The 23500-nt window shown below is 68.8% G+C and carries 20 protein-coding genes; 9 read left to right on the top strand and 11 right to left on the bottom strand.

Annotated features, from left to right (window positions below; all coding sequences use genetic code 11):
• The first annotated feature begins 22 nt into the window (after positions 1 to 22).
• A complete protein-coding gene (locus ACV4UZ_RS09210; protein ID WP_491600587.1) occupies positions 23 to 451 on the top strand; it encodes a rhodanese-like domain-containing protein in 429 nt (142 codons plus the stop codon).
• 94 nt (positions 452 to 545) lie between these two features.
• Positions 546 to 809: a hypothetical protein gene (locus ACV4UZ_RS09205; RefSeq protein WP_491600586.1), complete on the top strand. Its 264-nt coding sequence runs from the start codon at positions 546 to 548 to the stop codon at positions 807 to 809.
• A 217-nt stretch (positions 810 to 1026) separates the two neighbouring features.
• Here the strand turns inward: ACV4UZ_RS09205 and ACV4UZ_RS09200 are convergent, their stop codons facing one another.
• The 4 genes from ACV4UZ_RS09200 to ACV4UZ_RS09185 all read right to left on the bottom strand — a co-directional run bounded on the left by ACV4UZ_RS09200 (position 1027) and on the right by ACV4UZ_RS09185 (position 5022).
• Positions 1027 to 3066 carry a bifunctional aldolase/short-chain dehydrogenase gene (locus ACV4UZ_RS09200; protein WP_491600585.1) on the bottom strand — a complete coding sequence of 680 codons (2040 nt, stop codon included), beginning with the start codon at positions 3064 to 3066 and terminating at the stop codon, positions 1027 to 1029.
• Between the two features lie 74 nt (positions 3067 to 3140).
• A complete protein-coding gene (locus ACV4UZ_RS09195) occupies positions 3141 to 3344 on the bottom strand; it encodes a hypothetical protein (protein ID WP_491600584.1) in 204 nt (67 codons plus the stop codon).
• A gap of 57 nt (positions 3345 to 3401) precedes the next feature.
• The gene (locus ACV4UZ_RS09190; protein WP_491600583.1) at positions 3402 to 4274 is read right to left on the bottom strand and encodes a M23 family metallopeptidase; all 873 of its coding nucleotides are present in this window, start codon (positions 4272 to 4274) and stop codon (positions 3402 to 3404) included.
• Entirely contained in the window at positions 4246 to 5022 is a 777-nt protein-coding gene (locus ACV4UZ_RS09185) for a hypothetical protein (RefSeq protein ID WP_491600582.1), read from the bottom strand. The genes ACV4UZ_RS09190 and ACV4UZ_RS09185 overlap by 29 nt, the downstream gene beginning before the upstream one ends.
• Before the next feature lie 178 nt (positions 5023 to 5200).
• Here ACV4UZ_RS09185 and ACV4UZ_RS09180 point away from each other — a divergent pair, with 178 nt between their 5' ends.
• Positions 5201 to 8659 carry an FAD-dependent oxidoreductase gene (locus ACV4UZ_RS09180; protein WP_491600581.1) on the top strand — a complete coding sequence of 1153 codons (3459 nt, stop codon included), beginning with the start codon at positions 5201 to 5203 and terminating at the stop codon, positions 8657 to 8659.
• A 59-nt stretch (positions 8660 to 8718) separates the two neighbouring features.
• On the opposite strand, the gene mutS is transcribed toward ACV4UZ_RS09180, so the two are convergent.
• From mutS to ACV4UZ_RS09160, 4 genes are all read right to left on the bottom strand, one after another.
• A complete protein-coding gene (gene mutS, locus ACV4UZ_RS09175) occupies positions 8719 to 11319 on the bottom strand; it encodes a DNA mismatch repair protein MutS (RefSeq protein WP_491600617.1) in 2601 nt (866 codons plus the stop codon).
• 136 nt (positions 11320 to 11455) lie between these two features.
• Positions 11456 to 11776, bottom strand: coding sequence for a hypothetical protein (locus ACV4UZ_RS09170; RefSeq protein WP_491600580.1), 321 nt, complete (start codon positions 11774 to 11776; stop codon positions 11456 to 11458).
• A 35-nt stretch (positions 11777 to 11811) separates the two neighbouring features.
• Positions 11812 to 12090 carry a HepT-like ribonuclease domain-containing protein gene (locus ACV4UZ_RS09165; RefSeq protein WP_491600579.1) on the bottom strand — a complete coding sequence of 93 codons (279 nt, stop codon included), beginning with the start codon at positions 12088 to 12090 and terminating at the stop codon, positions 11812 to 11814.
• 95 nt (positions 12091 to 12185) lie between these two features.
• Positions 12186 to 12476 carry a nucleotidyltransferase family protein gene (locus ACV4UZ_RS09160; RefSeq protein ID WP_491600578.1) on the bottom strand — a complete coding sequence of 97 codons (291 nt, stop codon included), beginning with the start codon at positions 12474 to 12476 and terminating at the stop codon, positions 12186 to 12188.
• A 157-nt stretch (positions 12477 to 12633) separates the two neighbouring features.
• Here ACV4UZ_RS09160 and ACV4UZ_RS09155 point away from each other — a divergent pair, with 157 nt between their 5' ends.
• The 3 genes from ACV4UZ_RS09155 to ACV4UZ_RS09145 all read left to right on the top strand — a co-directional run bounded on the left by ACV4UZ_RS09155 (position 12634) and on the right by ACV4UZ_RS09145 (position 16990).
• Entirely contained in the window at positions 12634 to 13161 is a 528-nt protein-coding gene (locus ACV4UZ_RS09155) for a hypothetical protein (RefSeq protein WP_491600577.1), read from the top strand.
• Between the two features lie 109 nt (positions 13162 to 13270).
• Positions 13271 to 15571: an NADP-dependent malic enzyme gene (locus ACV4UZ_RS09150; RefSeq protein ID WP_491600576.1), complete on the top strand. Its 2301-nt coding sequence runs from the start codon at positions 13271 to 13273 to the stop codon at positions 15569 to 15571.
• Between the two features lie 12 nt (positions 15572 to 15583).
• Entirely contained in the window at positions 15584 to 16990 is a 1407-nt protein-coding gene (locus ACV4UZ_RS09145) for a sensor histidine kinase (protein WP_491600575.1), read from the top strand.
• Here the strand turns inward: ACV4UZ_RS09145 and ACV4UZ_RS09140 are convergent.
• Positions 16959 to 18161: a multidrug effflux MFS transporter gene (locus ACV4UZ_RS09140; protein WP_491600616.1), complete on the bottom strand. Its 1203-nt coding sequence runs from the start codon at positions 18159 to 18161 to the stop codon at positions 16959 to 16961. The genes ACV4UZ_RS09145 and ACV4UZ_RS09140 overlap by 32 nt on opposite strands.
• A gap of 150 nt (positions 18162 to 18311) precedes the next feature.
• The gene (locus ACV4UZ_RS09135; RefSeq protein ID WP_491600574.1) at positions 18312 to 19016 is read right to left on the bottom strand and encodes a M48 family metallopeptidase; all 705 of its coding nucleotides are present in this window, start codon (positions 19014 to 19016) and stop codon (positions 18312 to 18314) included.
• 85 nt (positions 19017 to 19101) lie between these two features.
• On the opposite strand from ACV4UZ_RS09135, the gene ACV4UZ_RS09130 reads away from it, so the two are divergent.
• Entirely contained in the window at positions 19102 to 20559 is a 1458-nt protein-coding gene (locus ACV4UZ_RS09130; RefSeq protein WP_491600573.1) for a cobyric acid synthase, read from the top strand.
• 81 nt (positions 20560 to 20640) lie between these two features.
• On the opposite strand, the gene cbiB is transcribed toward ACV4UZ_RS09130, so the two are convergent.
• Positions 20641 to 21636: an adenosylcobinamide-phosphate synthase CbiB gene (gene cbiB / locus ACV4UZ_RS09125; RefSeq protein WP_491600615.1), complete on the bottom strand. Its 996-nt coding sequence runs from the start codon at positions 21634 to 21636 to the stop codon at positions 20641 to 20643.
• A gap of 144 nt (positions 21637 to 21780) precedes the next feature.
• Here cbiB and ACV4UZ_RS09120 point away from each other — a divergent pair, with 144 nt between their 5' ends.
• Positions 21781 to 22767, top strand: coding sequence for a sirohydrochlorin chelatase (locus ACV4UZ_RS09120; protein ID WP_491600572.1), 987 nt, complete (start codon positions 21781 to 21783; stop codon positions 22765 to 22767).
• 9 nt (positions 22768 to 22776) lie between these two features.
• Positions 22777 to 23394 (top strand): precorrin-8X methylmutase, encoded by a 618-nt coding sequence (locus tag ACV4UZ_RS09115; RefSeq protein ID WP_491600571.1) that lies wholly within the window; start codon positions 22777 to 22779, stop codon positions 23392 to 23394.
• Positions 23395 to 23500 lie beyond the last annotated feature (106 nt).

The raw sequence follows: 23500 nt of genomic DNA, 5'->3' as shown, positions 1-23500 counted from the left end.
GCCTCAACAAACGAGGTTCCCCATGCGTGTCCTGCTGTCCGCCGTCCTGCTGCTCTCCCTGGCCTTCCCCGCTTTGGCGGAGGTCAAGACCATCTCGGCCCCCGAGGCGCTGCAGGCGGCCAGGAAGGGCGAGGTGGTGCTGGTGGACATCCGCCAGCCCGAGGAATGGAAGCAGACCGGAGTGGCCGACGGCGCCAGGCTGATTCCCATGCGCCACCCCGAGGGCGGGGCCGGCTTCGTGCGCGACCTGCTGGCCGCCGCCAAGGGCGACCGCAACGCCCCCATCGCGCTCATCTGCCGCACCGGCAACCGCTCGGCCTCGGTCGCCAAGGCGCTGGCCGATGCCGGCTTCACCCGTATCCTCGACGTGTCGGAGGGCATGGCGGGATCAAGCGCCGGGCCGGGCTGGATCCGGCGCGACCTGCCCATGACCCGCTGCACCGTGTGCTGATTCCCCTTAGCAAAAGGCGATAACGGCCCCATATTACCTTTCTCCAGTCCCCTGGAAGGGATGGCCTTTTGGGGAAAAAGGAAGGGAGGGGATCATGAAGACATTCATCGCCGCCGCGTGTCTTGGACTTCTGCTCGCCGCGCCGGGCGCCGCCTTCGCCGGTGCCGACGACACCAAGTGGGTCGCCAAGTGCATCAAGGACAACGCCGACGCCAAGGTCTCCATGGAGGTGGTCACCAAGTACTGTACCTGCATGAACAACAAGATGGACGACAACGAGACCCTGTCCATCAGTGCCTGGGAAAAGACCCATCCCGCCGAGATGAAGGCGTGCGAAAAGGAAGCCGGCTGGAAGTAGGCCGGACCATCTTATAGTCTGTGCGACTTAGGTTGAAGCTCTTGACCTCGTCGTCCCGGACTTGATCCGGGACCCAGGAGCCGCAGACGATGACATTTGTTATGCTCCCCCTGGACCCCGGCTCAAGGCCGGGGTGACGGGCGAGGAGGCGGCATCGATTCAACCAGACTCGGACAAACTCTGGGCACAGGGGCGGAGGTTTTCTCCGCCCCTTGTCCTATCGCAAGGATGCCTCGATGTTGCCGCCGTCCACGGTGACGGTGCAGGCGGTGACCTTGGAGGCCTTGGCCAGCCAGACGAAGGCGTCGGCCACGTCCTCGGCGGTGACTTCCCGGCCCAGCAGATTGCCGCCCATGTAGTCCTGTTCCGACAGGCCGCGGGCCGACGAGCGGCTCTTGATCATGTCGTCGGTGAGCAGGCCGGACCGGATGCGGTCGGCGTTGACGGCGTTGGAGCGGATGCCGTCCCGGCCGTGATCCAGGGCGTATTGCTTCATCAGGAACAGGGTGGCGGCCTTGGGCAGGCCGTAGGGGCCGAAATTCTTGCCCGGATTGACCGCCTGCTTCGAGGCGTTGAACAGCAGCACGCCGCCGGTGTCCTGGGCCTTGAAGATGCGCAGGGCGTTTTGCGCCACGCTCTGATGGCCGAAGAAGTTCAACTCGAACGAGGCGCGCAGGGTGGCATCGTCCACCTCGCCCACCGCGCCCTGCCAGGCGGCGCCGGCATTGCTGACCACCACGTCCACGCCGCCGAAGCGCTCGGCCACCCGGTCGAAGGCGGCGCGGACCGAGGCCGGGTCGGTGACGTCGCAGGCGACGCCCATGGCCTTGCCGCCGCAGGCCTTGGCGGCCTTGGCCGCCGCGTCGCCGTCGCGGTCGAGCACGGCGATTTCGGCGCCTTCCTTGGCGAAGGCCTTGGCGGTGGCGGCGCCGATGCCGGACCCGCCGCCGGTGACCACCACCACCTGGCGGGCCAGGGGCTTCTCGGCGGCCTTGCCCAGCTTGGCCTGTTCCAGCGACCAGTATTCCAGGTCGAACAGGTCGGCCTCGCCCACCGGCTCGAAGCGGCCGATGGCCTCGGCGTCGGTGATGCTTTCCACCGTGTTGACCGCGATGTCGGCGGCGATGGCCGCGTCCTTGGCCGACGCGCCGATGCCGAACAGGCCGAGCCCGGCCACCAGGGCGACGCAGGGCTTGGGGTCGAGCTCGGTCTTGATGCCGCCCAGGCGCTGGTTGTTGCGGCTGAAATAGGCGTGGTAGCGGGCCTCGAAGGCCTCGATGGCGGCGCGGACCGAATCGGCCCACAGATACAGCTTGCCCGCTTCGGGGGAGGGCAGCACCACCGGCCAGTTCTTGGTGCGGATGGTGTGGTCGGGGGTGACCACGCCCTGCTGGGAATAGCGCGACACCTCGGCGCCGTTGACATAGGCCAGGATGGCCGGGCTGGTGCGGAAATCCAGGATGCGGCGCTTGCCCCCGCCTTCCAGCAGGCCGCGCAGGATGGGGGCCGCCTCGGCGAGCGGCGCGACCTCCTTGGGCAGGCCCCGGGCGGGAACCAGGGGCTTCCGTCCCCGCTCCAGGCGCTGCTCGGCCAGGGTCACCATCTCGATCATCCGCTCATAGGCGGTGCGGGCATCATCCGCGAAGGTGAAGATGCCGTGCTTGACCAGGATCAGGCCCTCGACGGTCGGGTCCTGCTCGAAAACCTCGGCCGCCTTCCTGGCCAGGGCGAAGCCGGGCATGATGTAGGGCACGTAGCCCATGCGCGGCCCGTAGACCTCGCGGGCCAGGGCCTCGCCATCGGGCTGGTCCACCAGGGACAGCACGGCGGTGGAATGGGTGTGGTCGATGAACCTGTGCGGCAGGAAGGCGTGCAGCAGCGTCTCCACCGACGGGTTGGGCGACGACGAGTTCATCAGGTTGCCGCGCTGGTAATCCACCATGTCCTCGTCGGAGAGCCGGTCCAGCTGGCGCAGCTTCAGCAGCGGTGCAAGGCGCACGGCGGGCAGGCCGGCCGGCTCGATGTCGCCCATGTCCCAGCCCGAGCCCTTGACGCACAGAACCTCGACGTCGTCGCCCAGCAGGTCCTTGACGGTGGTCTTGCACGAGGTGTTGCCGCCGCCGTGCAGCACCAGCCTGGGGTCGCCGCCCAGCAGCCGGGTGGTATAGACCCGAAGCGCCAGATCACGGTTCACGCCCTGCGGCGCGTATCTGGCGACGAAGGATTCGGCATCTGCATCGGACCACAGGGATTTCATGACGACCTCGGAACAGGGCGAACGCGGGAGGCGGGATTATTACGCCATGTCCGGGAAGGGGGGAAGAGGAAGGCTCAGGCCACCTGGGATGCGCCGACGGGAATGTCGCCCCCGCGAATCCGACGGATGATGGCCAGCGTCTTGCGGGCCATGTTCACCGTGATGGTGGCATGCTGGTCGGGATGCTCCAGGATCACCAGAGCCTCACCCTCCAACTCATCCAGAATGTCGTCGCCAAGGGTGTCATGTTCACCGGCGGCGGCCAGTCGCGAGCGCATGGCGTCCCCACAGAGCCTATCCGTAGGGAGTAGATATCATACCAAGGAGTAAGAGCGCTACTTCTTTGTTGTGTCACCTATACCTAGGTATAGGCCGCGAAGCGCGTTCTCCGTCGTCTCGGGGTCGAGGCGCACGTCAAGCCAGGACATGCCCCAGTGGAGATGGGCGCCGGTGGCCAGGCCCGTGGCGCCGATGGCGCCGATGCGGTCCCCCCGGCGCACGGCCGTTCCCACGGCGACGTCCAGGCGCGACAGGTGGGCGTAACTGGAGATCAGGCCCAGCCCGTGATCGATCATCACGGTGCGGCCGGTGAGGAACAGGTCGGGGGCGGCCAGAACCACCGTGCCGTCGGCGCAGGCATGGACCGGCGTACCGGTGGGCGCCGCGATGTCCAGGCCGGAATGGGGGGCGCCGCCGATGCCGTTGTAGACCCGCTGGCTGCCGAACACCCCCGACACCGTGCCGTTCGAGGGGCGCAGCAGCCCGCCGCCCTCGAAAAAACGGGGCTCCAGGGTGACGCGGGCGCGGATGGCGCGGACCATTTCGGTCTCGGCCCGGAGCCGGGCCAGCGAGGCGGCGTCGGGCTCGGTCTTGTCGCGCGGCAATCCCTCGACGCGCTGCACCGGCCAGTCGCGGCGCGACACCGCCAGGGCTTGAACGTCCTCGCCCCCGTCGGCCAGCGTGATCCGCAGCTCGGCCAGGGGGCCGTGATCCCGCCCGAAGCCCAGCAGGAAGCGGCCCCGGGAATCCACCGGCACCGGCCGTCCGTCGAGCTCGACGCGGGCGCCGGGCTCGGTGCGGCCCAGCATCAGGCCGCCCTGCTCGGGGTGGCCGGAAAGATCGGGTCCGGCGATGGCGGCGCCGGCCCAGGCGAGGCCGGCGACGATCAGGGCGATGGCGCTATTTCGGCGCCCACATGATGGTGGCATCGCCACCGCCCTCCTTGTTGCACAATTCGGTGATGATGGCCGACGAGACACGGGTGGGGGTGGTGCCATTGACGGACAGCAGGCCCTTCTTCACCAGTTTCATTCCCGAGGCCGAGCAGATGCGCGGCGGCACTCCTTCGGCGATCACCACCGGCACGCCGTTCATCGAGGTTACGCGGATGGCGCCGCCGAACATGTGCGACGGCGGCGCGTTGCCCTGGGCGGACTCCACCATCAGGGCGACGAAGCGGTCGGTCTCGGAGCCGGTGTTCTCCACCGGCGCCTGCGACCGGCTCCACAGAATGTAGCCGCCGATGGCGAGCGTCACGGCCAGCAACGCCGCCCCGGCGATCATCGGGGCGCGGCTTTCCTTGCCGGACTCGTGGAGATGGGCATGGAACTTGCCGTCCTTGGACTGGGCCCAATTGTCGGTGGCGGAACGCGGCAGGCGCTGCTCCTTGGCGGCGCGCAGCACCTCGATGCAGCCCCGCGCCGCGAAACGCATCTCGTTGGCGTGGACCTCGGGGGTGTGGCCGGGCTTGACCTGGGCGACGACGTCGCGGGTCCGGCGCCGCAGGGCGTCGCGCAGATCCTTGTCGTAGGGGCGGCGCAGCATCAGGTCCAGCGCCAGCAGGGTCAGCTGTTCCAGCTTGGCCGGGTCCTTGACGCCGGGCATCTTGAGGATGAGGGCCTGGAACAGGGCCTCCTGCTCCTCGGTGGTCGCCGGCTTCTCCACGGGATGATCCATCCTGTCCGTCCTGCGCCCCACTCCCCGTATCGATGGTAGCCGTGCCCGCGTTAATGAGCGGTTACCCAAATTCACCACAAAATTTTTGTCGTTGTGAATAATTCTACACAATGCCATATGAGGTTGACGAGTGGGGGTATCCGCTGATCTCGAGGCTTTTCAGACGATGAGTGTGGACATGACGCATCCGGCCCTTGGGCATGGCCTTTCCTTTGACGATCTGTACCGGCGCTCCGGCCTGGAGCGGGTGGATGCCGCCTTCCTGGCCGCGCTGACCGCCGCCGACCCGGCCCTGGCCGACCGGCTGAAGGCCGCCCGCGCCGAACCCGATACGCTGGCGCCCAAGGAGGAGGCGGCGCTGCTGGTGGAACTGGCGCCCCATCTGGACGACTTCCTGGCCGAACTGTTCGCCATCCGCACCGCCGTCGCCGAGCTCAGGTCCCGTCAGGACGGGCTGGCGCCGCTCTATCAGGCCAAGCGCCTGTTCGTGCAGCGCCGGGCGCTGAAGGAGATCAAGCCGGACGAGGCCGCCACCCTGGATGCCCGCGCGCTGGAGATGGAATACGCGCTGAAGGTGGGCGAGCCGTTCACGGAGATCGGCTTCGCCCGGCGCGTGCTCGCCTGGATGGACGACGAGGCCACCCACGGGGAAGAGCTGAAGCTGGCGGCCCGCCTGGCCGCCGCCAAGGTGGCCGCCAACGAGAGCGCCTACCATCCTCAAGGCATCCTGTTCAAGGTGCCGGCCAAGCACGACCCCCTGCATCAGGTGCCGGTGGTCAAGGGCGAGCTGTGCGGCGTGCCCGCCCTGGAATTCGAATCCGCCCGCCTGCGCCGCCGCGAGGGCTTCAACCTCACCGATGCCGGCACCGATCTGAAGGGCGCGCTGGACGAGATCAATTACTGCATCCTCTGCCACCACCAGGGCCGCGATTCCTGCTCCAAGGGCATGAAGGACAAAAAGACCGGCGAGACGAGCAAGAACGCGCTCGGCGTCGCCATGGAGGGCTGCCCGCTCGAGGAGAAGATCTCCGAGATGCACGAGGCCAAGGCCGCCGGCCACGCCCTGGCGGCGCTGGCCATCATCGCCGTGGACAATCCCATGGCGGCGGGTACCGGGCACCGCATCTGCAACGACTGCATGACCGCCTGCGTCTACCAGAACCAGAACCGCGACCCCGTCAACGTGCCCGAGGCCGAGACCCGCACGTTGAAGGACGTCCTCGAACTGCCCTGGGGCTTCGAGATCTATTCCCTGCTGACCCGCTGGAACCCCGCCAATCTCCGCCGCCCGCTGCCCAAGGCCCCCTCGGGGCGCAAGGTGCTGGTGGTGGGCATGGGGCCGGCCGGCTATACCCTGTCCCATCACCTGATGCAGGACGGCCACCACGTGGTGGCGGTGGACGGGCTGAAGATCGAGCCGCTGGCCGCCGACCTGTCGGGTGTGGATGCCTTCGGCAAGCGCGTGCCCTTCCGTCCCGTCCGCGACATCCGCTCCCTGTGGCAGCCCCTGGGCGAGCGGGTGATGGGCGGCTTCGGCGGCGTGGCCGAGTACGGCATCACGGTGCGCTGGGACAAGAACTTCCTCGACGTCATCCGCCTGCTGCTGGAGCGCCGTTCGGAATTCGCCCTGTTCGGGGGCGTGCGCTTCGGCGGCAATTTGACCCTGGAGGAGGCGTTCGAGCTGGGCTTCGATCACGTGGCCCTGGCCACGGGGGCGGGCAAGCCCACCATCCTCGACATGCCGGGCGGCCTGGCCAAGGGCGTGCGCCAGGCCTCCGACTTCCTGATGGCCTTGCAGCTGACCGGCGCGGCCCGGCCGGGGACGCTGGCCAGCCTGCAGCTGCGGCTGCCGGTGGTGGTGATCGGCGGCGGGCTCACCGCCATCGACACCTGCACCGAGGCCCTGGCCTATTACCCCGTCCAGGTGGAAAAGTTCCTGTCCCGCCACGAGCAGCTGGTGGCGGAACGGGGCGAGCACGCGGTGCGAATCCACTGGTCGGAAGAGGACCACGCCATCGCCGACGAGTTCATCACCCATGCCGAGGCCATCCGCGCCGAGCGCCGCGCCGCCGCCGCCGAGGGTCGCGCGCCCCGCATCCTGGAACTGCTGCAGTCGTGGGGTGGCGCCACCGTGGCCTATCGCCGGGGGCTGACCGACAGCCCGGCCTACCGCAACCACGAGGAAATCTCCAAGGCGCTGGAGGAAGGCATCCGCTTCCTCGAGGGCATGAGTCCGGTGGCGGTGGAGACCGACGATTTCGGCTCGGCCAACGGCGTGCAGTTCAAGGACCGGGACGGCCAGCCCCACCGCCTGCCGGCCCGCGCCGTGCTGGTGGCGGCCGGCACCGTGCCCAACACCACGCCGGCCCGCGAGGCCAAGGGCATCCACCTGGACGGCAAGTACTTTCAGGCGGTGGACGAGGACGGCCATCCGGTGACGCCCGAACGGCGCACCAAGCCGGACGGCATCCACGTGCTGATGCACATCGACGGCCACGACCGCACCGTCAGCTTCTTCGGCGACCTGCACCCGTCCTATGCCGGCAACGTGGTCTCGGCCATGGCCTCGGCCAAGCAGGGCCATCCGGTGGTGACGCGCACCATGGCCCGCCGTCCCGCCAATCCGGTGCCGGCCTCGACCCTGTTCGACACCCTCAACGCCCGCCTGCGGGCCCAGGTCCATGCGGTCAACCGCCTGACGCCCACCATCGTCGAGGTGGTGGTCAAGGCGCCGGCGGCGGCCCAGGCCTTCAGGCCCGGCCAGTTCTTCCGCCTGCAGAACTTCGAGATGCTGGCGGCCAAGGTGGGCAACACCTCGCTGGCCATGGAGGGGCTGGCGCTCACCGGCGCCTGGGTGGACAAGGAGCAGGGCCTCGTCGGCCTGATCGTCCTCGAGATGGGCGGATCAAGCGATCTGTGCGCCCATCTCACCCCCGGCGAGCCGGTGGTCCTGATGGGGCCTACGGGCGCGCCCACCCATGTCTGCGGCTCGGAAACCGTGCTGCTGGCCGGCGGCGGCCTGGGCAATGCCGTGCTGTTCTCCATCGGCGCCGCCTTCCGCGCCAAGGGCTCCAGGGTGCTGTACTTCGCCGGCTACAAGAACCCCCATGACCGCTTCAAGGTGGCCGACATCGAGGCCGCCGCCGACGTGGTGGTGTGGTGCGTGGACGGGGGCGAATCCTTCGCCCCCGGCCGGCCCCAGGACCGCGCCTTCGTCGGCAACATCGTCGAGGCCATGGTGGCCTATGGCGAGGGCCGCCTGGGCGAGCAGACCATTCCCATCACCGACGTGGACCGCATCATCGCCATCGGCTCGGACCGCATGATGGCGGCGGTGGCCAAGGCGCGGCACGACCGCCTCGCCCCCTTCCTCAAGCGCGAGCACCAGGGCATCGGCTCCATCAACTCGCCCATGCAATGCATGCTGAAGGAGGTCTGCGCCCAGTGCCTGCAAAAGCACAAGGACCCGGTCACCGGCGAGGAGAAGGTGGTGTTCACCTGCTTCGACCAGGACCAGCCGCTCGACAAGGTGGACTTCACCAGCCTGGCCGAGCGCCTGGGCCAGAACTCGGTGTGGGAGAAGCTGTCCAAGTCGTGGATCGACCGTAGCCTGCGGCAGGCGGGCCTGCGGCGGTAAGAGCGGGCGGGACGCCCGCGCTCCACACACCTCCCGGAGCGCGGGCGTCCCGCCCGCCTTTACAGCAGCCGCTTCAGTTCGTAGACCAGGTCCAGCGCCTGTCGCGCCGACAGATCGTCGGGATTGACGCCCTTCAGGGCCTCTTCCAGGGGAGAGGCCTGAGCGGTGGGAGCGGGCTTGGGCTTGGCCAGCGCCGCGAACAGCGGCAGGTCGTCGGCCAGCCGCGCCATGCCCGACGCCTGGTCCGACTTTTCCAGGATGCCCAGCACCTCCTCGGCGCGGCTCACCACGGCGGGCGGCAGGCCGGCGAGGCGCGCCACGTGGATGCCGTAGGAGCGGTCGGCGGCCCCGGCCCCCACCTCGTGCAGGAACACCACGTCGCCCTGCCACTCCTTGACCCGCATCATGTGGCAGGACAGAGCCGGCAGGCGCGAGGTCAGCCGCGTCAGCTCGTGGTAATGGGTAGCGAACAGGGCGCGGCAGCAATTGACCTCGTGCAGGTGCTCGACCACCGCCCAGGCGATGGACAGGCCGTCGAAGGTGGCGGTGCCGCGCCCGATCTCGTCCAGGATCACCAGGGCGCGGGGACCGGCCTGATTGAGGATGGCGGCGGTCTCCACCATCTCGACCATGAAGGTGGAGCGCCCGCGCGCCAGATCGTCGGCGGCGCCGACGCGCGAGAACAGGCGGTCCACCACGCCCATGTGGACGGACTCGGCGGGCACGAACGAGCCCATCTGGGCCAGGATGGCGATCACCGCGTTCTGGCGCAGGAAGGTGGACTTACCCGCCATGTTGGGGCCGGTGACCAGCCACAGGCGCTGCTGGTCGGCCAGATCGCAATCGTTGGCGACGAAGGGGCCGGAACTGGCGGCGGCCAGTGCCGCCTCCACCACCGGATGGCGGCCGCCCCTGATGTCGAAGGCGGTGCTGTCATCGATTTTCGGCCGTGACCAGCGGGAGGACGACGCCATCTCGCCCAGGGCCGAGGCGCAGTCGAGACCGGCCAGGGCGGAGGCCGCCAGGGCGATTTCGGCGGCCCTGGCCGTCACCTCGCCGATCAGGTCGGCCAGCAGTTCCATCTCCAGCGCCAGGGCGCGGTCGGCGGCGCCGGTGATCCTGCCGGCCAGCTCGATCAGCTCGGTGGTGGTGTAGCGCGCCGCGTTGGCCATGGTCTGGCGGTGGATGTAGCCCTCGCCCAGGCGGTCGGCCTGCTTGGCGGGAACCTCGATGTGATGGCCGATGATGTTGTTGTGGCGGATTTTCAGCGATGCCACGCCGGTCTCGTCCTGGTAGCGCTTTTCCAGGCGCATCATCAGGCCGCTGCTTTCTGTCTTGAGCGATTTCAGCTCGTCCAGGCCCTCGTGATAGCCCTGGGCGATGAAGCCGCCGTCGCGGGCGTTGAGCGGCAGGTCGGGGGCCAGGGCGCGGGCGAGGCGGTCCACCAGGGCGGAATGCTCGCCCAGCTCGCGGGCGCATTGATTGATGCCGGGCGGGGTGTCCAGGTGGGGCTGGGTGACCAGATTGCGGAGATTGGGAATCTCGGCCAGGGCGTCCCTGACATTGGCCAGGTCGCGGGGGCCGCCGCGTCCCAGCGACAGGCGCGACAGGGCGCGCTCCACGTCGGGGCAGCGCTTCAGCGTGTCGCGCAATTGGCCGCGCACGCTTTCGTGCTCGACGAAGAACCCCACCATGTCGAGGCGCCATTCGATGGCCTGGGGATCGGTGAGCGGCGCGGCCAGCCAGGCGGCCAGCAGGCGTGCCCCCGCCCCCGTCACCGTGCGGTCGATGGTGGCCAGCAGCGAGCCCCGGCGCTCGCCCGAAAGGGTCTCGGCCAGTTCCAGGTTGCGCCGGGTGGCCGCGTCGATCTCCATCACCGCGCCCTCGGCGAGGCGCTTCGGCAAGGACAGGCGGGGCAGCTTGCCCTTTTGCGTCAGCTCGACGTAATCGACCAGGGCGCCGCCCGCCGCCAGCTCGGGCCGGGTGAAGGCGCCGAACCCGTCCAGCGCGCCGACGCCGTACAGCGCCTCGAGGCGTCGCCGGGCATTCTCGGAATCGAAACGGGCGGTGGGCAGCGGCGACAGCACGGTTTTCCACTCGCCCCACACGTCGGTGAAGTCGGCATTGCCCAGCAGGCGGTCCGAGACCAGCAGCTCGCCGGGGCTAAGCCGCGCCAGGGCCGCCGCCAGGGTCTTCGGGCCGATGGCCTGCATGGCGAAGTCGCCGGTGGACACGTCCACCCAGGCCAGGCCCAGCGCGCCTTGCGCCTCGGCCACCGCCGCCAGGTAATTGTGGGAGCGGGCGTCCAGCAGGGTGTCCTCGGTCAGGGTGCCCGCCGTGATGACCCGCACCACGTCCCGGGCCACCACCGCCTTCGAGCCGCGCTTCTTGGCCTCGGCCGGGTCCTCCATCTGCTCGCCGATGGCCACCTTGAAGCCGGAGCGCACCAGCTTGGCGAGATAGGCCTCGTAGGCGCGGACCGGCACGCCGCACATGGCGATGTCCTCGCCGGCATGCTTGCCCCGCTTGGTGAGAGCGATGTCCAAGGCCGCCGAGGCCTTGACCGCGTCGTCGAAGAACAGCTCGTAGAAATCGCCCATGCGGTAGAACAGCAGGCAATCGGGATGGGCCCGCTTGATGGCCAGGTACTGGGCCATCATGGGCGTGGCGTCATCGGGAATGGCGATGGCGGGCGTCTCGGCGGTCACGGGGCGCAATCCGGGGCAACGGTGAGTGGGACCCGGCACAGTATCACGGAGACGTCACGGTGCAAGGGGCTGGCAAGCCATTGCCGCATCAAGCGATGTCGGCCAATTCAGGCGTATGACGACCGACATCCTGATGGTATCGCGAATACATGCGGATGAGCAGATCCGTCCATTCGTCCCGTTCCCGAGGAGATAAACCATCGAAATTCCAGTACACACACCCCGCGCCAACATCTTTTCTCCCCTTCTCGCGCATACCGAGAAGCAGTTTTGCGTCAGCGCGAAATTCCTGCGGGAAATCGTTCTCCACCAGAGCATCAAGCTCTGAGGTTGCCGCATCAACTCTATCTGAATATTTCCCCTTTCCCCGCACCATGGCCACGAGAGCGAGGCGCAAGCGTCTGCCCAAAGAAATATCTCCACCCCACGTCATGCGAGTATGGTTTATAGAGCGTCACCCTGGTCATATTTCGCCAATTCCTCGGTCAATGCCTGCCGCAATATCGGAATATCGCGGAGAACAGTCTTCCACACCACGGACACATCAATGCCGTCATAGCCGTGAATCAGCGCGTTGCGCATATCGTAAATTTCCCGAAGAGCAAGGGTCGGGAACGGCCTGTTCAGACGGAGCAACCTGCCGGCGGCCTCGCCGAGCACTTCCAGGCGACGCAGCACCGCATCCAACGTCTTCGCGTCATCCTCGAAAGCCGCGTGGGACATGTCCTAAGTGTATTCCTGAATGGCCTCGACGCAGTCCAGCATATCTTCCAGGCAGGCGGCGACGTCCAATCGCCGATCTTTCGGAGGGAGATCGCTCACAGCGACTTGGCGTCCCGGAGAACACTCTCCCGAAAGCGCTTCGACAACGACAACGGCGTCCGTACGTCGAAGGGGAGGCCGGTGAGATCCTCGGCCTCCAGCTTGATGCGGGCCAGATCAAGCAGGGTGGTCTCGGCCGAGGGATCGACCAGCAGATCGACATCGCTGCCTTCGCGGTCTTCGCCCCGCGAGGCCGAGCCGAACAGTCGCACATTGGACACGCCGTGGCGGCGGGCAATGTCCAGCAGTTCCTGACGGTATCGGGCGACGGCTTCGGACGGACGCATGCGGACCACTCGGTTGACCGGTTCGAGAAGTATAGGACCAAAGCGGCCCGATTTCCATGATCCGCCGAATTGTCGCGCCGATTTCATTCCCCGCCCCTTAACAGAGTCCCGCTTTCGGCGCACAATGACTCTCCAAGGTCCCAACGAGGAGAATCCCATGACCGCCGCCCTTGCCCCCCGCACCGGTGCCCTTCGCGAAGTGGTGGGCACCTTCGCCGACCGCGCCCATTTCGAGGCGGCGGTCTCCGCCCTGCTGGCCGAAGGCTTCGGCCGCGACAAGCTGTCGGTCCTGACCTCCCACGATTCGCTGGACGCCGCCGAGGGACCGGCGGGGGCCAAGGCGCGCAAGTGGCGCGACGGGCTGGTGGCCATGGTGGGCGAGATGAAATACGAAGGCCCGCTGGTGGCCGCCGGGCTGATCGCGCTGGCCGCCGGACCGGTGGGGGCGGTGATCGCCGGGCTGGTGGCGGCCGGAGTGGGCGGCGTGGCGCTCAAGGAATTGCTGGACGAAGTGGCGGCCATTCCCGATTCCGACGACTTCGTCCGGGCGCTGGCGGCGGGCAGCGTGGTCCTGTGGGTCGCCACGGACACCGCCGAGGAGGAGGCCAAGGCCCGCGCCCTGATGGACTCCGCCGGCGGCGCCAACGTCCATATCTTCGAGCGCGCCAAGGGGATTCGGCATTAGCGGAAATCCGGGGGCTGACGGGCGCCTGCCCGCCGCGCTTCAATACCAGGCCAGGACGGGGCGACCCAACGCCCCGCCGGTATTCGACACGACAGGGAAGTGAGATCGCATGGGCACCAATTTCCATTCGGAGACGTCGCGCGAGACCGAGACCAAGGGCAGCAGCGCGCTGGAGCGCGATACCCTTCTGATGCACGCCTCGGGCCGCCCCGGCAAGATCGAGGTGGTCCCCACCAAGCCGCTGGCCACCCAGCGCGACCTGTCGCTGGCCTATTCGCCGGGTGTGGCCTTTCCCTGCCTGCACATCGCCCGCGATCCGGCGCTCGCCTACGACTACACCGCCAAGGGCAACCTGGTGGCGGTGATCTCCAACGGCACCGCCGTGCTGGGCCTGGGCGACCTCGGCGCGCTGGCCTCCAAGCCGGTGATGGAGGGCAAGGCGGTGCTGTTCAAGCGTTTCGCCGACGTGGATTCCATCGACCTCGAGGTGGACACCCACGACGTCGAGGAGTTCATCAACGCGGTCCGCTATCTCGGCCCCAGCTTCGGCGGCATCAACCTGGAAGACATCAAGGCGCCCGAATGCTTCATCATCGAGCAGCGGCTGCGCGAACTGATGCCCATTCCGGTGTTCCATGACGACCAGCACGGCACGGCGATCATCTCGGCGGCCGGTCTGATCAACGCCTGCGACCTGACCGGGCGCGATCTGTCCCAGGTCAAGGTGGTGGTGAACGGCGCCGGCGCCGCCGGCATCGCCTGCATCGAACTGGCCAAGGCCATGGGCATCCGCCACGAGAACGTCATCCTGTGCGACACCAAGGGCACCATCTGGCAGGGCCGCACCGAGGGCATGAACCAGTGGAAGTCGGCCCATGCCGTCCCCACCAAGGCCCGCACCCTGGCCGAGGCGCTGGAGGGCGCCGACGTGTTCCTCGGCCTGTCGGTCAAGGGCGCGGTGACGGCCGGGATGGTGGCCTCCATGGCGCCCAGGCCCATCATCTTCGCCATGGCCAATCCCGATCCCGAGATCACCCCGGAGGACGTGAAGGCGGTGCGCTCCGACGCCATCGTCGCCACCGGGCGGTCCGACTATCCCAACCAGATCAACAACGTGCTGGGCTTCCCCTACATCTTCCGCGGCGCGCTGGACGTGCGGGCCAGCACCATCAACGAGGCCATGAAGATCGCCGCCGCCCGCGCCATCGCCGCCCTGGCCCGGGAAGACGTGCCCGACGAGGTGGACGCCGCCTATTCCGGCCGGCGGCTGCGCTATGGTCCCGACTACATCATCCCGGTGCCGTTCGACCCCCGCCTGATCTCGTCCATTCCCCCCGCCGTGGCCAAGGCGGCCATGGATACCGGCGTGGCCCGCAAGCCGATCATCGACATGAACGGCTACAAGCGCGAACTGGCCGCCCGCCTCGACCCGGCCAGCGCCGGCATGCAGGCCATCACCGAGGCGGTCAAGGCCAATCCCAAGCGGGTGGTGTTCGCGGAAGGAGAAGAGGAAAAGCAGATCCGCGCCGCCGTGGCCTTCTCCAATGCCGGGCTGGGCCATCCCATCCTGCTGGGCCGCGAGGAGCGCATCCGCGAGACCATGAAGAACATCGGCCTGCCGGCCGCCGAATCGCTCGACATCATCAATTCGCGCATCTCGCCGCGCACCCGGGACTACACCGACATGCTGTACGCCCGGCTGCAGCGGCGCGGCGCGCTCTACCGCGACGTCCAGCGCCAGGTCAACCAGGAGCGCAACATCTTCGGCTCCCTGATGGTCCAGGCGGGCGACGCCGACGCCATGGTCACCGGCCTGACCCGCAACTACTGGCAGGCCTTCGAGGAGATCAAGAAGGTCATCGACCCCACGCCGGGCGAATTGCTGTTCGGCATGACGGTGTTCGTGGTCAAGGGCAAGCTGGTCTTCGTCGCCGACACCACGGTGATGGAGACCCCGACGCCGGAACAGCTGGCCGACATCGCGGTGCAGACGGCGGCCAAGGCCCGCCAGATGGGCCACGAGCCCCGCGTCGCCATGATCAGTTATTCCAATTTCGGCAATCCCAGCTCCGAGCGCTCGGACCGCATGCGCGAGGCGGTGGCCCTGCTCGATTCCCGCAAGGTGGATTTCGACTATGACGGCGAAATGGCCGCCGACGTGGCGCTGGACCCGGAACTCTTGTCCCACTTCCCGTTCTGCCGCCTGAAGGAGCCGGCCAACGTGCTGGTGATGCCCGGCCTCTACTCGGCGACCATCGCGTCCAAGCTGCTGCAGAAGCTGGGCGGGGTCAGCGTCATCGGCCCGATTCTGGTGGGGCTTTCCAAGCCGGTGCAGATCACCTCCATGGACGCCACCGCCAACGACATCGTCAACATGGCGGTGCTGGCCTGCCATGACGCGCTGCGCTGATCCGGGGGCGTCGTGAGCCGGGGAACGGTCACCTCCGGCCGCGTCCTGCTGTTCGCCCTGTTCCTGTCCAGCCCCACCGCCATCATGCTGGTGGTGCTGGCCGGGGCGGGACGCCTGGACGTGTGGCCGGCGCTGGGGACCTGGGTGGTGGTGACCTCGCTGCTGCTGCCCCTGGTGCGCTCGCATCTGGGCGAGCTGTCGGGGCTGGCCAATTGGGTCCGCAGCCTTGCCCATGGCGGCGACATCGCCGCCGCGCCGGGCAAGGACGGCGTGGCGCTGGCCGAGATCGCGGCATCGGTGGCGGCGCTGCGCCGCCTGTGGCAGCAGCGCTCCAGCGAACTGGCCGAGACCGCCCGCTGGAACGCGTCCTTGCTGGAAAGCCTTCCCGACCCGCTGCTGCTGCTGGATTCATCGCGCCGGGTGGTCCGCGCCAACCGCGCCGCCGCCCGCCTGTTCGGCCGCGATCCGGCGGGCTCCGATCTGGCCGCCGTGCTGCGTGATCCGGCGGTCACCGAGGCGGTGCAGTTGGTGCTGTCGGGGGCGGCGCCCTTTCGCGAATGCGAGTTCACCCAGGCCATTCCGGTGGAGCGCACCTTCCAGGCCCGCATCGACCGCCTGGACGGCCAGCCGGCCTTCGAGGCGGCCATCGCGCTCTTGACCCTGCACGAGCTGACCGCCATCCGGGCCATGGAGCGCATGCGCGCCGATTTCGTCGCCAATGCCAGCCACGAGCTGCGCACGCCGCTGGCCGCCCTGTCCGGCTTCATCGAGACGCTGCAGGGTCCGGCCCGCGACGACGAGGAGGCGCGGGAAAAGTTCCTCGGCATCATGGCCGAGCAATCGGGCCGCATGAGCCGGCTGGTGGCCGACCTGCTGTCGCTGTCGCGCATCGAGCTGAACGAGCACTCCGCGCCCAGCGAGACGGTGGACCTGGCCCGGCTGGTGACCAGCGCCGCCGAGGCGCTGAAGCCCCTGGCCAGCCCGCGCGGCATGGAACTGGCGCTGGACATCGCCCCCGGCCTGCCCCAGGTGACGGGCCAGCCGGACGAACTGGCCCAGCTGCTGCAGAACCTGATGGACAACGCCGTCAAGTACGGCAGCGACGGCACCAGGGTGGAGGTGGTCCTGGCCCTGGCCGAAACCCTGCCTCCCGGTGCGGGAACCGCGCTGCGCTCGGGCCCGGCGGTGCGGGTGGCGGTCAGGGACCACGGCGAGGGCATCGCACCCGAACACCTGCCCCGGCTGACCGAGCGCTTCTACCGGGTGGACACGGCGCGCTCGCGCAAGATGGGCGGCACCGGCCTGGGGCTGGCCATCGTCAAGCACATCGTCAACCGCCACCGCGGCCTGCTCACCATCGACAGCCGGGTGGGCGAGGGCTCGACCTTCACGGTCTGGCTGCCGGCCGCGCCACCTTGAGACAGACCAGCAGCGAGACCAGCCCCATCACCGCCATCATGGCGGCCAGCGGCCGGGCCGTGCCGTCGTAGAGCGCCCCCACCAGCCAGCCGGCCGAGGCGCCGCCGCCCATCTGGATGAAGCCCATGGCCGACGAGGCGGCGCCCGCCATGCGCGGGAAAGGGGCGATGGCCCCGGCGGTGGCGTTGGGCAGAACCAGGGCGCAGGAGGCGAAGAAGGCCATCACCGAGCCCATGATCAGGGCGATGCCCTCGATTCCGCCGGGCCGCGCCAGCCCCGACCACACCAGCACGGCCAGGGCGAAGCCGGCCAGGGTGCAGCCGATGGTGCCGGTCAGCACCATGCGCTCGATGCCGAAGCGGTGGGTGAGCCTGGCGCCGATGAAGCCACCGATCAGATAGCCGCCCGAGGCGAAGGCGAAGGCCATGCCGAACTGATGGGGCTTCATGCCCATGACGTCGATCAGCACGAAGCTGGACGCCGAGATGAAGCTGAACAGCCCGCCGAACGCCGCCGTCATGGTCAGCACGTAGCCGAGGAACAGCCGGTGGGTCAGCAGCTGGCGGTAATTTTCCGCCATGCGCCCCAGATCCAGCGCCTGGGAATCCTTGTGGGCGTTGGTCTCGCCCAGCATCCGCCAGACCAGGACCAGGAGGCCCACGCCGAACAGGGCCAGCAGCACGAAATTGGACCGCCAGCCGAACATGGTGTGGAACCAGCCGCCGATGGTGGGCGCCACCAGGGGCGCAAGGGCCATGGCGCTGGCCATGTAGCTCATCACCTTGGCCGCCTGCTCGCGGGCGAACAGGTCGCGCACCACGGCGCGGCCCAGCACCGGGCCGCAGCAGGCGCCCACCGCCTGGAAGAACCGCCCGACGATCAGCGCCTCGATGGTGGGGGCGACGACGCAGTAGAGGCTGGCCGCCACGTAGATGACGATGCCGCCCAGAATCAGCGGGCGCCGCCCGAAACGGTCGGACAGCGGGCCGTAGACCAGCTGCATCACCGCGAAACCGCCGACGAAGGCCGACAGCGTCATCTGCACCATGGGGGTGGTGGTGGCGAGGTCGCGGGCCATGTCGGGCAGCGAGGCGAGGTAGAGATCGGTGCAGACCGGCCCGAAGGCCACCAGCAGGGTCAGCAGCACCGCGATCCGCCGCGATGGGGTCACTTCACTCAACAGCGCCCCCTGCAAAACGCGTCATCCCGACGACCATCGGGAGGAGGGATCTCGTCCTGATCCGGCTTTTGCGAAACGGAACCGGCATTCCAGGCGGAGATTCCTCGCTTACGCTCGGAATGACAAAGGGGACGGGTGGCATCAGGCCGCTCCCCCGTAACGGTGCAATTGCGGCCCATGGCGCTTCAGCCAGGCGCGTGGCGTCTCCACGTCGCCCACCAGCCCCTCGACCAGGGCCCAGAAATCCGGCCCGTGATTCATCTCGGCCAGATGGGCCACCTCGTGGGCGGCGACGTAGCGGCCGACGAAATCGGGCGCCATCACGAGGCGCCACGAGAACGACAGATCGCCCCGGGCGGTGCAACTGCCCCAGCGCGACGTGGTGTCGCGCACCCCGACGCGGCCCACCTTGCGGCCCAGACGGGCGGCCAGCTCGCGGGAATGGTGGGCCATGACCACCCGGGCCTCGCCCCGCAGGAACTCCTCCACCCGGCGGGGCAGATGTTCGGGCCGTCCCGAGACGTGGATCACGCCCTCTTCCGCCCACACGCCGCGCCGGGCCTGGGGCTCGTGGCGGATCAGGTGGGGCAGGCCCAGCAGCGGCACTTCCGCTCCCTGGGCGAAGGGAATGGCGCCGGGCATCACCGCCAGACGGCTTTCGATCCAGGCGCTCTGGCGCTGGGCGAAGCGCTCGGCCTCCCGTTCCGGCACGCCATCGGGCAGCACCACCACCACCGAGCCCCCGGTGGGGTCGAGGCGCAGGCTCATGTTGCGCGCCCGGCCCGACCGCTTGACGGTGACGGGCAGCGAGCGCCCGTCGAGATGAAGGTGGAACGCACGGACCATGCCCCGTCATATCGTGCCGGGCGGCCCGGAGACAACCCTCGGTCTCGCCTTGCCCCCATGCGCACGGTCTGCGACATTCGGCCCCATGAGCAAGACACCCGCCCTGATGCTGCAAGGCACCGGCTCCGACGTGGGCAAGTCGCTGCTGGCCGCCGGGCTGTGCCGGCTGCTGGCGCGCCGGGGTCTTGCCGCCCTGCCGTTCAAGCCGCAGAACATGTCCAACAACGCCGCCGTCACGGTGGACGGGGGCGAGATCGGCCGCGCCCAGGCGCTGCAGGCCAGGGCGGCGGGGGTGGAGCCCTGCTCCGACATGAACCCGGTGCTGCTGAAGCCGCAAAGCGACGTGGGCTCCCAGGTGGTGGTGCAGGGACGTGTGGTGGCCAACGCCACGGCGCGCGATTACCACGCGCTGAAGCCCAGCCTGCTGCCCCGGGTGCTGGAAAGCTATGGCCGCCTCGCCGCGCGGGCCGACGTCATGGTGGTGGAGGGGGCGGGCAGCGCGGCCGAGGTGAACCTGCGCGCCGCCGACATCGCCAACATGGGCTTCGCCGAGGCCGCCGACATCCCGGTGGTGCTGGTGGCCGACATCGACCGGGGCGGCGTCATCGCGTCCATCGTCGGTACCTGGGCCATTCTGCCGGAGCCCGAGCGGGCGCGGCTGAAGGGCTACGTCATCAACCGCTTTCGCGGCGATCCGGCGCTGTTCACCCCGGCGCTCGACATCATCCGGGACAAGACCGGGCTCGACTGCCTGGGCATCGTTCCCTGGTTCGCCGAGGCGGCCCGGCTGCCCGCCGAGGATTCCGCCTCGCTGGGCAGGGGCAAGGCGGGGGGCGCTGGCCTGAAGGTCGCCGTGCCGCGATTGTCGCGCATCGCCAATTTCGACGATTTCGACCCCTTGGCCGCCGAGCCGGGAGTGAGCCTCGACATGGTGGAGGCGGGCCGCTCCCTGCCGCTCGATGCCGACCTGATCATCCTGCCCGGCTCCAAGTCCACCATCGCCGATCTGGAATTTCTGCGCGCCCAGGGCTGGGACATCGACATCAAGGCCCATGTCCGCCGGGGCGGAAGGGTGCTGGGCATCTGCGCCGGTTTCCAGATGCTGGGCAAGTCCGTGGCCGATCCCCTGGGCGTCGAAGGCCCGGCGGGCGGCGGCGTCGCCGGTCTCGGCCTGCTGGACGTGGAGACGGTGATGGAAGGGACCAAGGTGCTGCGCCGGGTCTCCGGCTCGGATGCCGCCGGGAACGGGGTGGAGGGCTACGAGATGCACATGGGCCGCACCACCGGCCCCGACACGGCGCGCCCCTTCCTGACCTTAGGGGGGCGGCCCGACGGCGCGGTGTCGGCCGACGGGCGGATCATGGGCTGCTACCTGCACGGCCTGTTCGCCTCGGATTCCTTCCGCGCCGCCCTGCTGGGCTCCGAAAGCGGGTTGGAATACGAGCCCATGGTGGACGGAGTGCTCGACCGCCTCGCCGACCATCTGGAAACGCATCTGGACATGGCGCGGCTGCGGGAAATCGCCGCCCTGGTGTCATGCTGAGCTTCGCGAAGCATCTTTCAGCCTGAAGCGGGCGCCGGTCTCGCCGGAAAGATCCTCCGCTGTGCTCAGGATGACAGGGGGTTACGCCTGTAGCCAGAGCAGGAAGATCACCAGCCCCGCCTGAATCAGGCAGGCCACGGTATAGAGGTGCAGCGCCCGGTGGATGTCGGAGATTTCCGCCCGCGCCCTTCCCGATCCGATCCACTTCTCGTCCACCACCAGACCGGGATACTTGCGCGGCCCGCCCAAGGCCAGGTCCAGGGCGCCGGCGGCCGCCGCCTCGGGCCAGCCGGAATTGGGCGAGCGGTGGTGGCCCGCATCCCGCAGCATGGTGACCAGGGACTTCCAGGGATGGCCCTTGGGCACGAAAGGCGCGGCGAGGACCAGCAGCAGCCCGGCGAGGCGGGCCGGGATCAGGTTCAGCAGGTCGTCCAGCCGCGCCGAGGCCATGCCGAACGCCCGGTACTTGTCGTTCAGGTGTCCGATCATGGAATCGGCGGTGTTGACCGTCTTGTAGAGGATCAGGCCGGGCAGGCCGAGCACGGCGTACCAGAATACCGGCGCCACCACGCCGTCGGCGAAATTCTCGGCCAGGCTCTCGATGGCGGCGCGGACCACGCCGTGGGAATCGAGGGATTGCGGGTCGCGGCCGACGATGCGCGACACGGCGTAGCGCCCGGCCTCCAGCCCGCTGTCCTTCAACGCCACCGCCACGTCGTGGACATGCTCGAACAGCGAGCGCTGGGCGATCAGGGTGGCGGCGACGAAGACCTCGAACAGCCAGGCATGGGGGAGCGTCCGGGCCAGGAACGCGATCAGCGCGCCCACTCCCAGCGCTCCGACGCTCAATCCCAGCGCCACCAGGATGCCCCGGCGGCGGCGGTCCGATTCCGATCGTTCCGGCCGGTTGAGGCGGCGGTCCAGCACGCCGATGAAGCGGCCGATCAGCACCACCGGATGGGGCAGCAGGCGGAACAGCGGCCCCATCTCGCCCAGGGCGGCATCGAGCGCGATGGCCATGAACAGCAGCATCAGCCCGTCGGGGGCGTGCGCCGATTGGGTGAACAGCGGAAACATGGACGCAGGATGGGGGGCGGCATGGGGCTCGTCAACCGGCATGATTTGGCTGGAATCGCTCCACGCGTCGCGCCTATAGTCCGCCTTCAAACCGGCCGGAGGCAAGGACCAGCCGGGCGGCTCGAAGGCAAGGACCAGGGCGAGATGAGCGAGAAGATCGGTGTGATGTTGTGCGGCCATGGCAGCCGCGACGTGGATGCCATCCGGGAATTCCAGGCGCTGGCCGGCCATCTGGCCCAAAGGCTGCCCCAGTACGAGGTGGAGTCCGGCTTCCTGGAATTCGCCAAGCCGATCATCCGCACCGGCCTCGATGCCCTGAAGTCCAAGGGCGTGTCGCGCATCCTGGCGGTGCCGGGCATGCTGTTCGCCGCCGGCCACGTCAAGAACGACCTGCCGTGGGAGATCAACTCCTTCGCCGCCGAGAATCCCGATCTCCCCATCACCTTCGGGCGGGAACTGGCCATCGACACCAAGCTGCTGGCCGCCGCCCGTGCCCGCATCGAGGAGGCCGAGGCCGCCTCGACCACGGGTGTGGAGCGCAAGGACACGATGCTGCTGGTGGTGGGGCGCGGCACCAACGACCCCGACGCCAATTCCAACATCGCCAAGGTGGCGCGCATGCTGTGGGAAGGCATGGGCTTCGGCTGGGCCGAGATCGCCTTTTCCGGCGTGGCCTATCCCCTGGTGGACGAGGCCTTGGCGCGGGTGACGAAGTTGGGTTTCCGGCGGGTCGTCGTCTTCCCCTACTTCCTGTTCACCGGCATCCTGGTCAAGCGCATCTACGAGTGGACGGATCAGGCGGCGGCCGCCCATCCGGGTGTCGAATTCGTCAAGGCCCCCTACCTCAACGACCATCCCCTGGTGGTGGACAGCTTCGTGGAACGGGTGGGCGAGATTCTCGACGGCTCGCCGGCCATGAACTGCAGCTTGTGCAAGTACCGCGAACAGGTGGTGGGCTACGAGGCCTCGGTGGGCGCGGTGCAGGCCGGGCATCACCACCACGTGCGCGGCATCGGCACCGACGCCGATCATCACCATGATCACGGGCATGGGCATCACCACGACCACGACCATGATCACGGCCACCACCATGGCCACGGCCACGCCTATCGTCCCCACCGCCACGGCTGAGGCCGCGCCGTGAGCGCCTGGATCAGCGACCCCGCCGCCATCTACGCCGAGAGCTTCGCCACCATCCGGGCCGAGGCCGATCTGGCGCGCATGCCCGCCGACCTCGCCGATCTGGCGGTGCGTGTCATCCATGCCTGCGGCATGACCGACATCGCCGCCGATCTGGCGTGGAGCGACGGCGCGGGACTGCATGGCGCCGGGGCGCTGCGGGCCGGCGCTCCCATCCTGGTGGACGCCGAGATGGTGGCCCACGGCATCATCCGCCGCAATCTGCCCGCCGCCAATCCGGTGGTCTGCACCCTGAACGAGGTCACCCAGGCCGACGCCAAGGCCGCCGGGACCACCCGCTCGGCGCTGGCGGTGGAAAAGTGGCTGCCCCGCCTGGGGGGCGCGGTGGTCGCCGTCGGCAACGCGCCCACCGCCCTGTTCCGCCTGCTGGAACTGATCAAAGCGGGGGCGCCGCGTCCCGCCCTGATCCTGGGCTTCGCCGTCGGCTTCGTCGGCGCCATGGAAAGCAAGGAGGCGCTGATCGCGTCGGGTCTTCCCCATGTGGCGCTCAAGGGCCGCCGGGGCGGCAGCGCCATGGCGGCGGCGGCGGTCAACGCCCTGGCGGGGGGCTTGAAATGAGTTTTTCCGCCCTGTCATCCCGAGCATGGCGAGGGATCTCCGCTTGGCGCGGCGGCGCCAATATTGAAACGCCGTGCCAGGGTGAGATCCCTCCTCCCGTTGGTCA

The organism is Paramagnetospirillum sp., assembly GCF_058402745.1.
The sequence above is the reverse complement of the archived record's forward strand: the minus strand, read 5'-3'. Positions and strand labels throughout refer to the sequence as shown.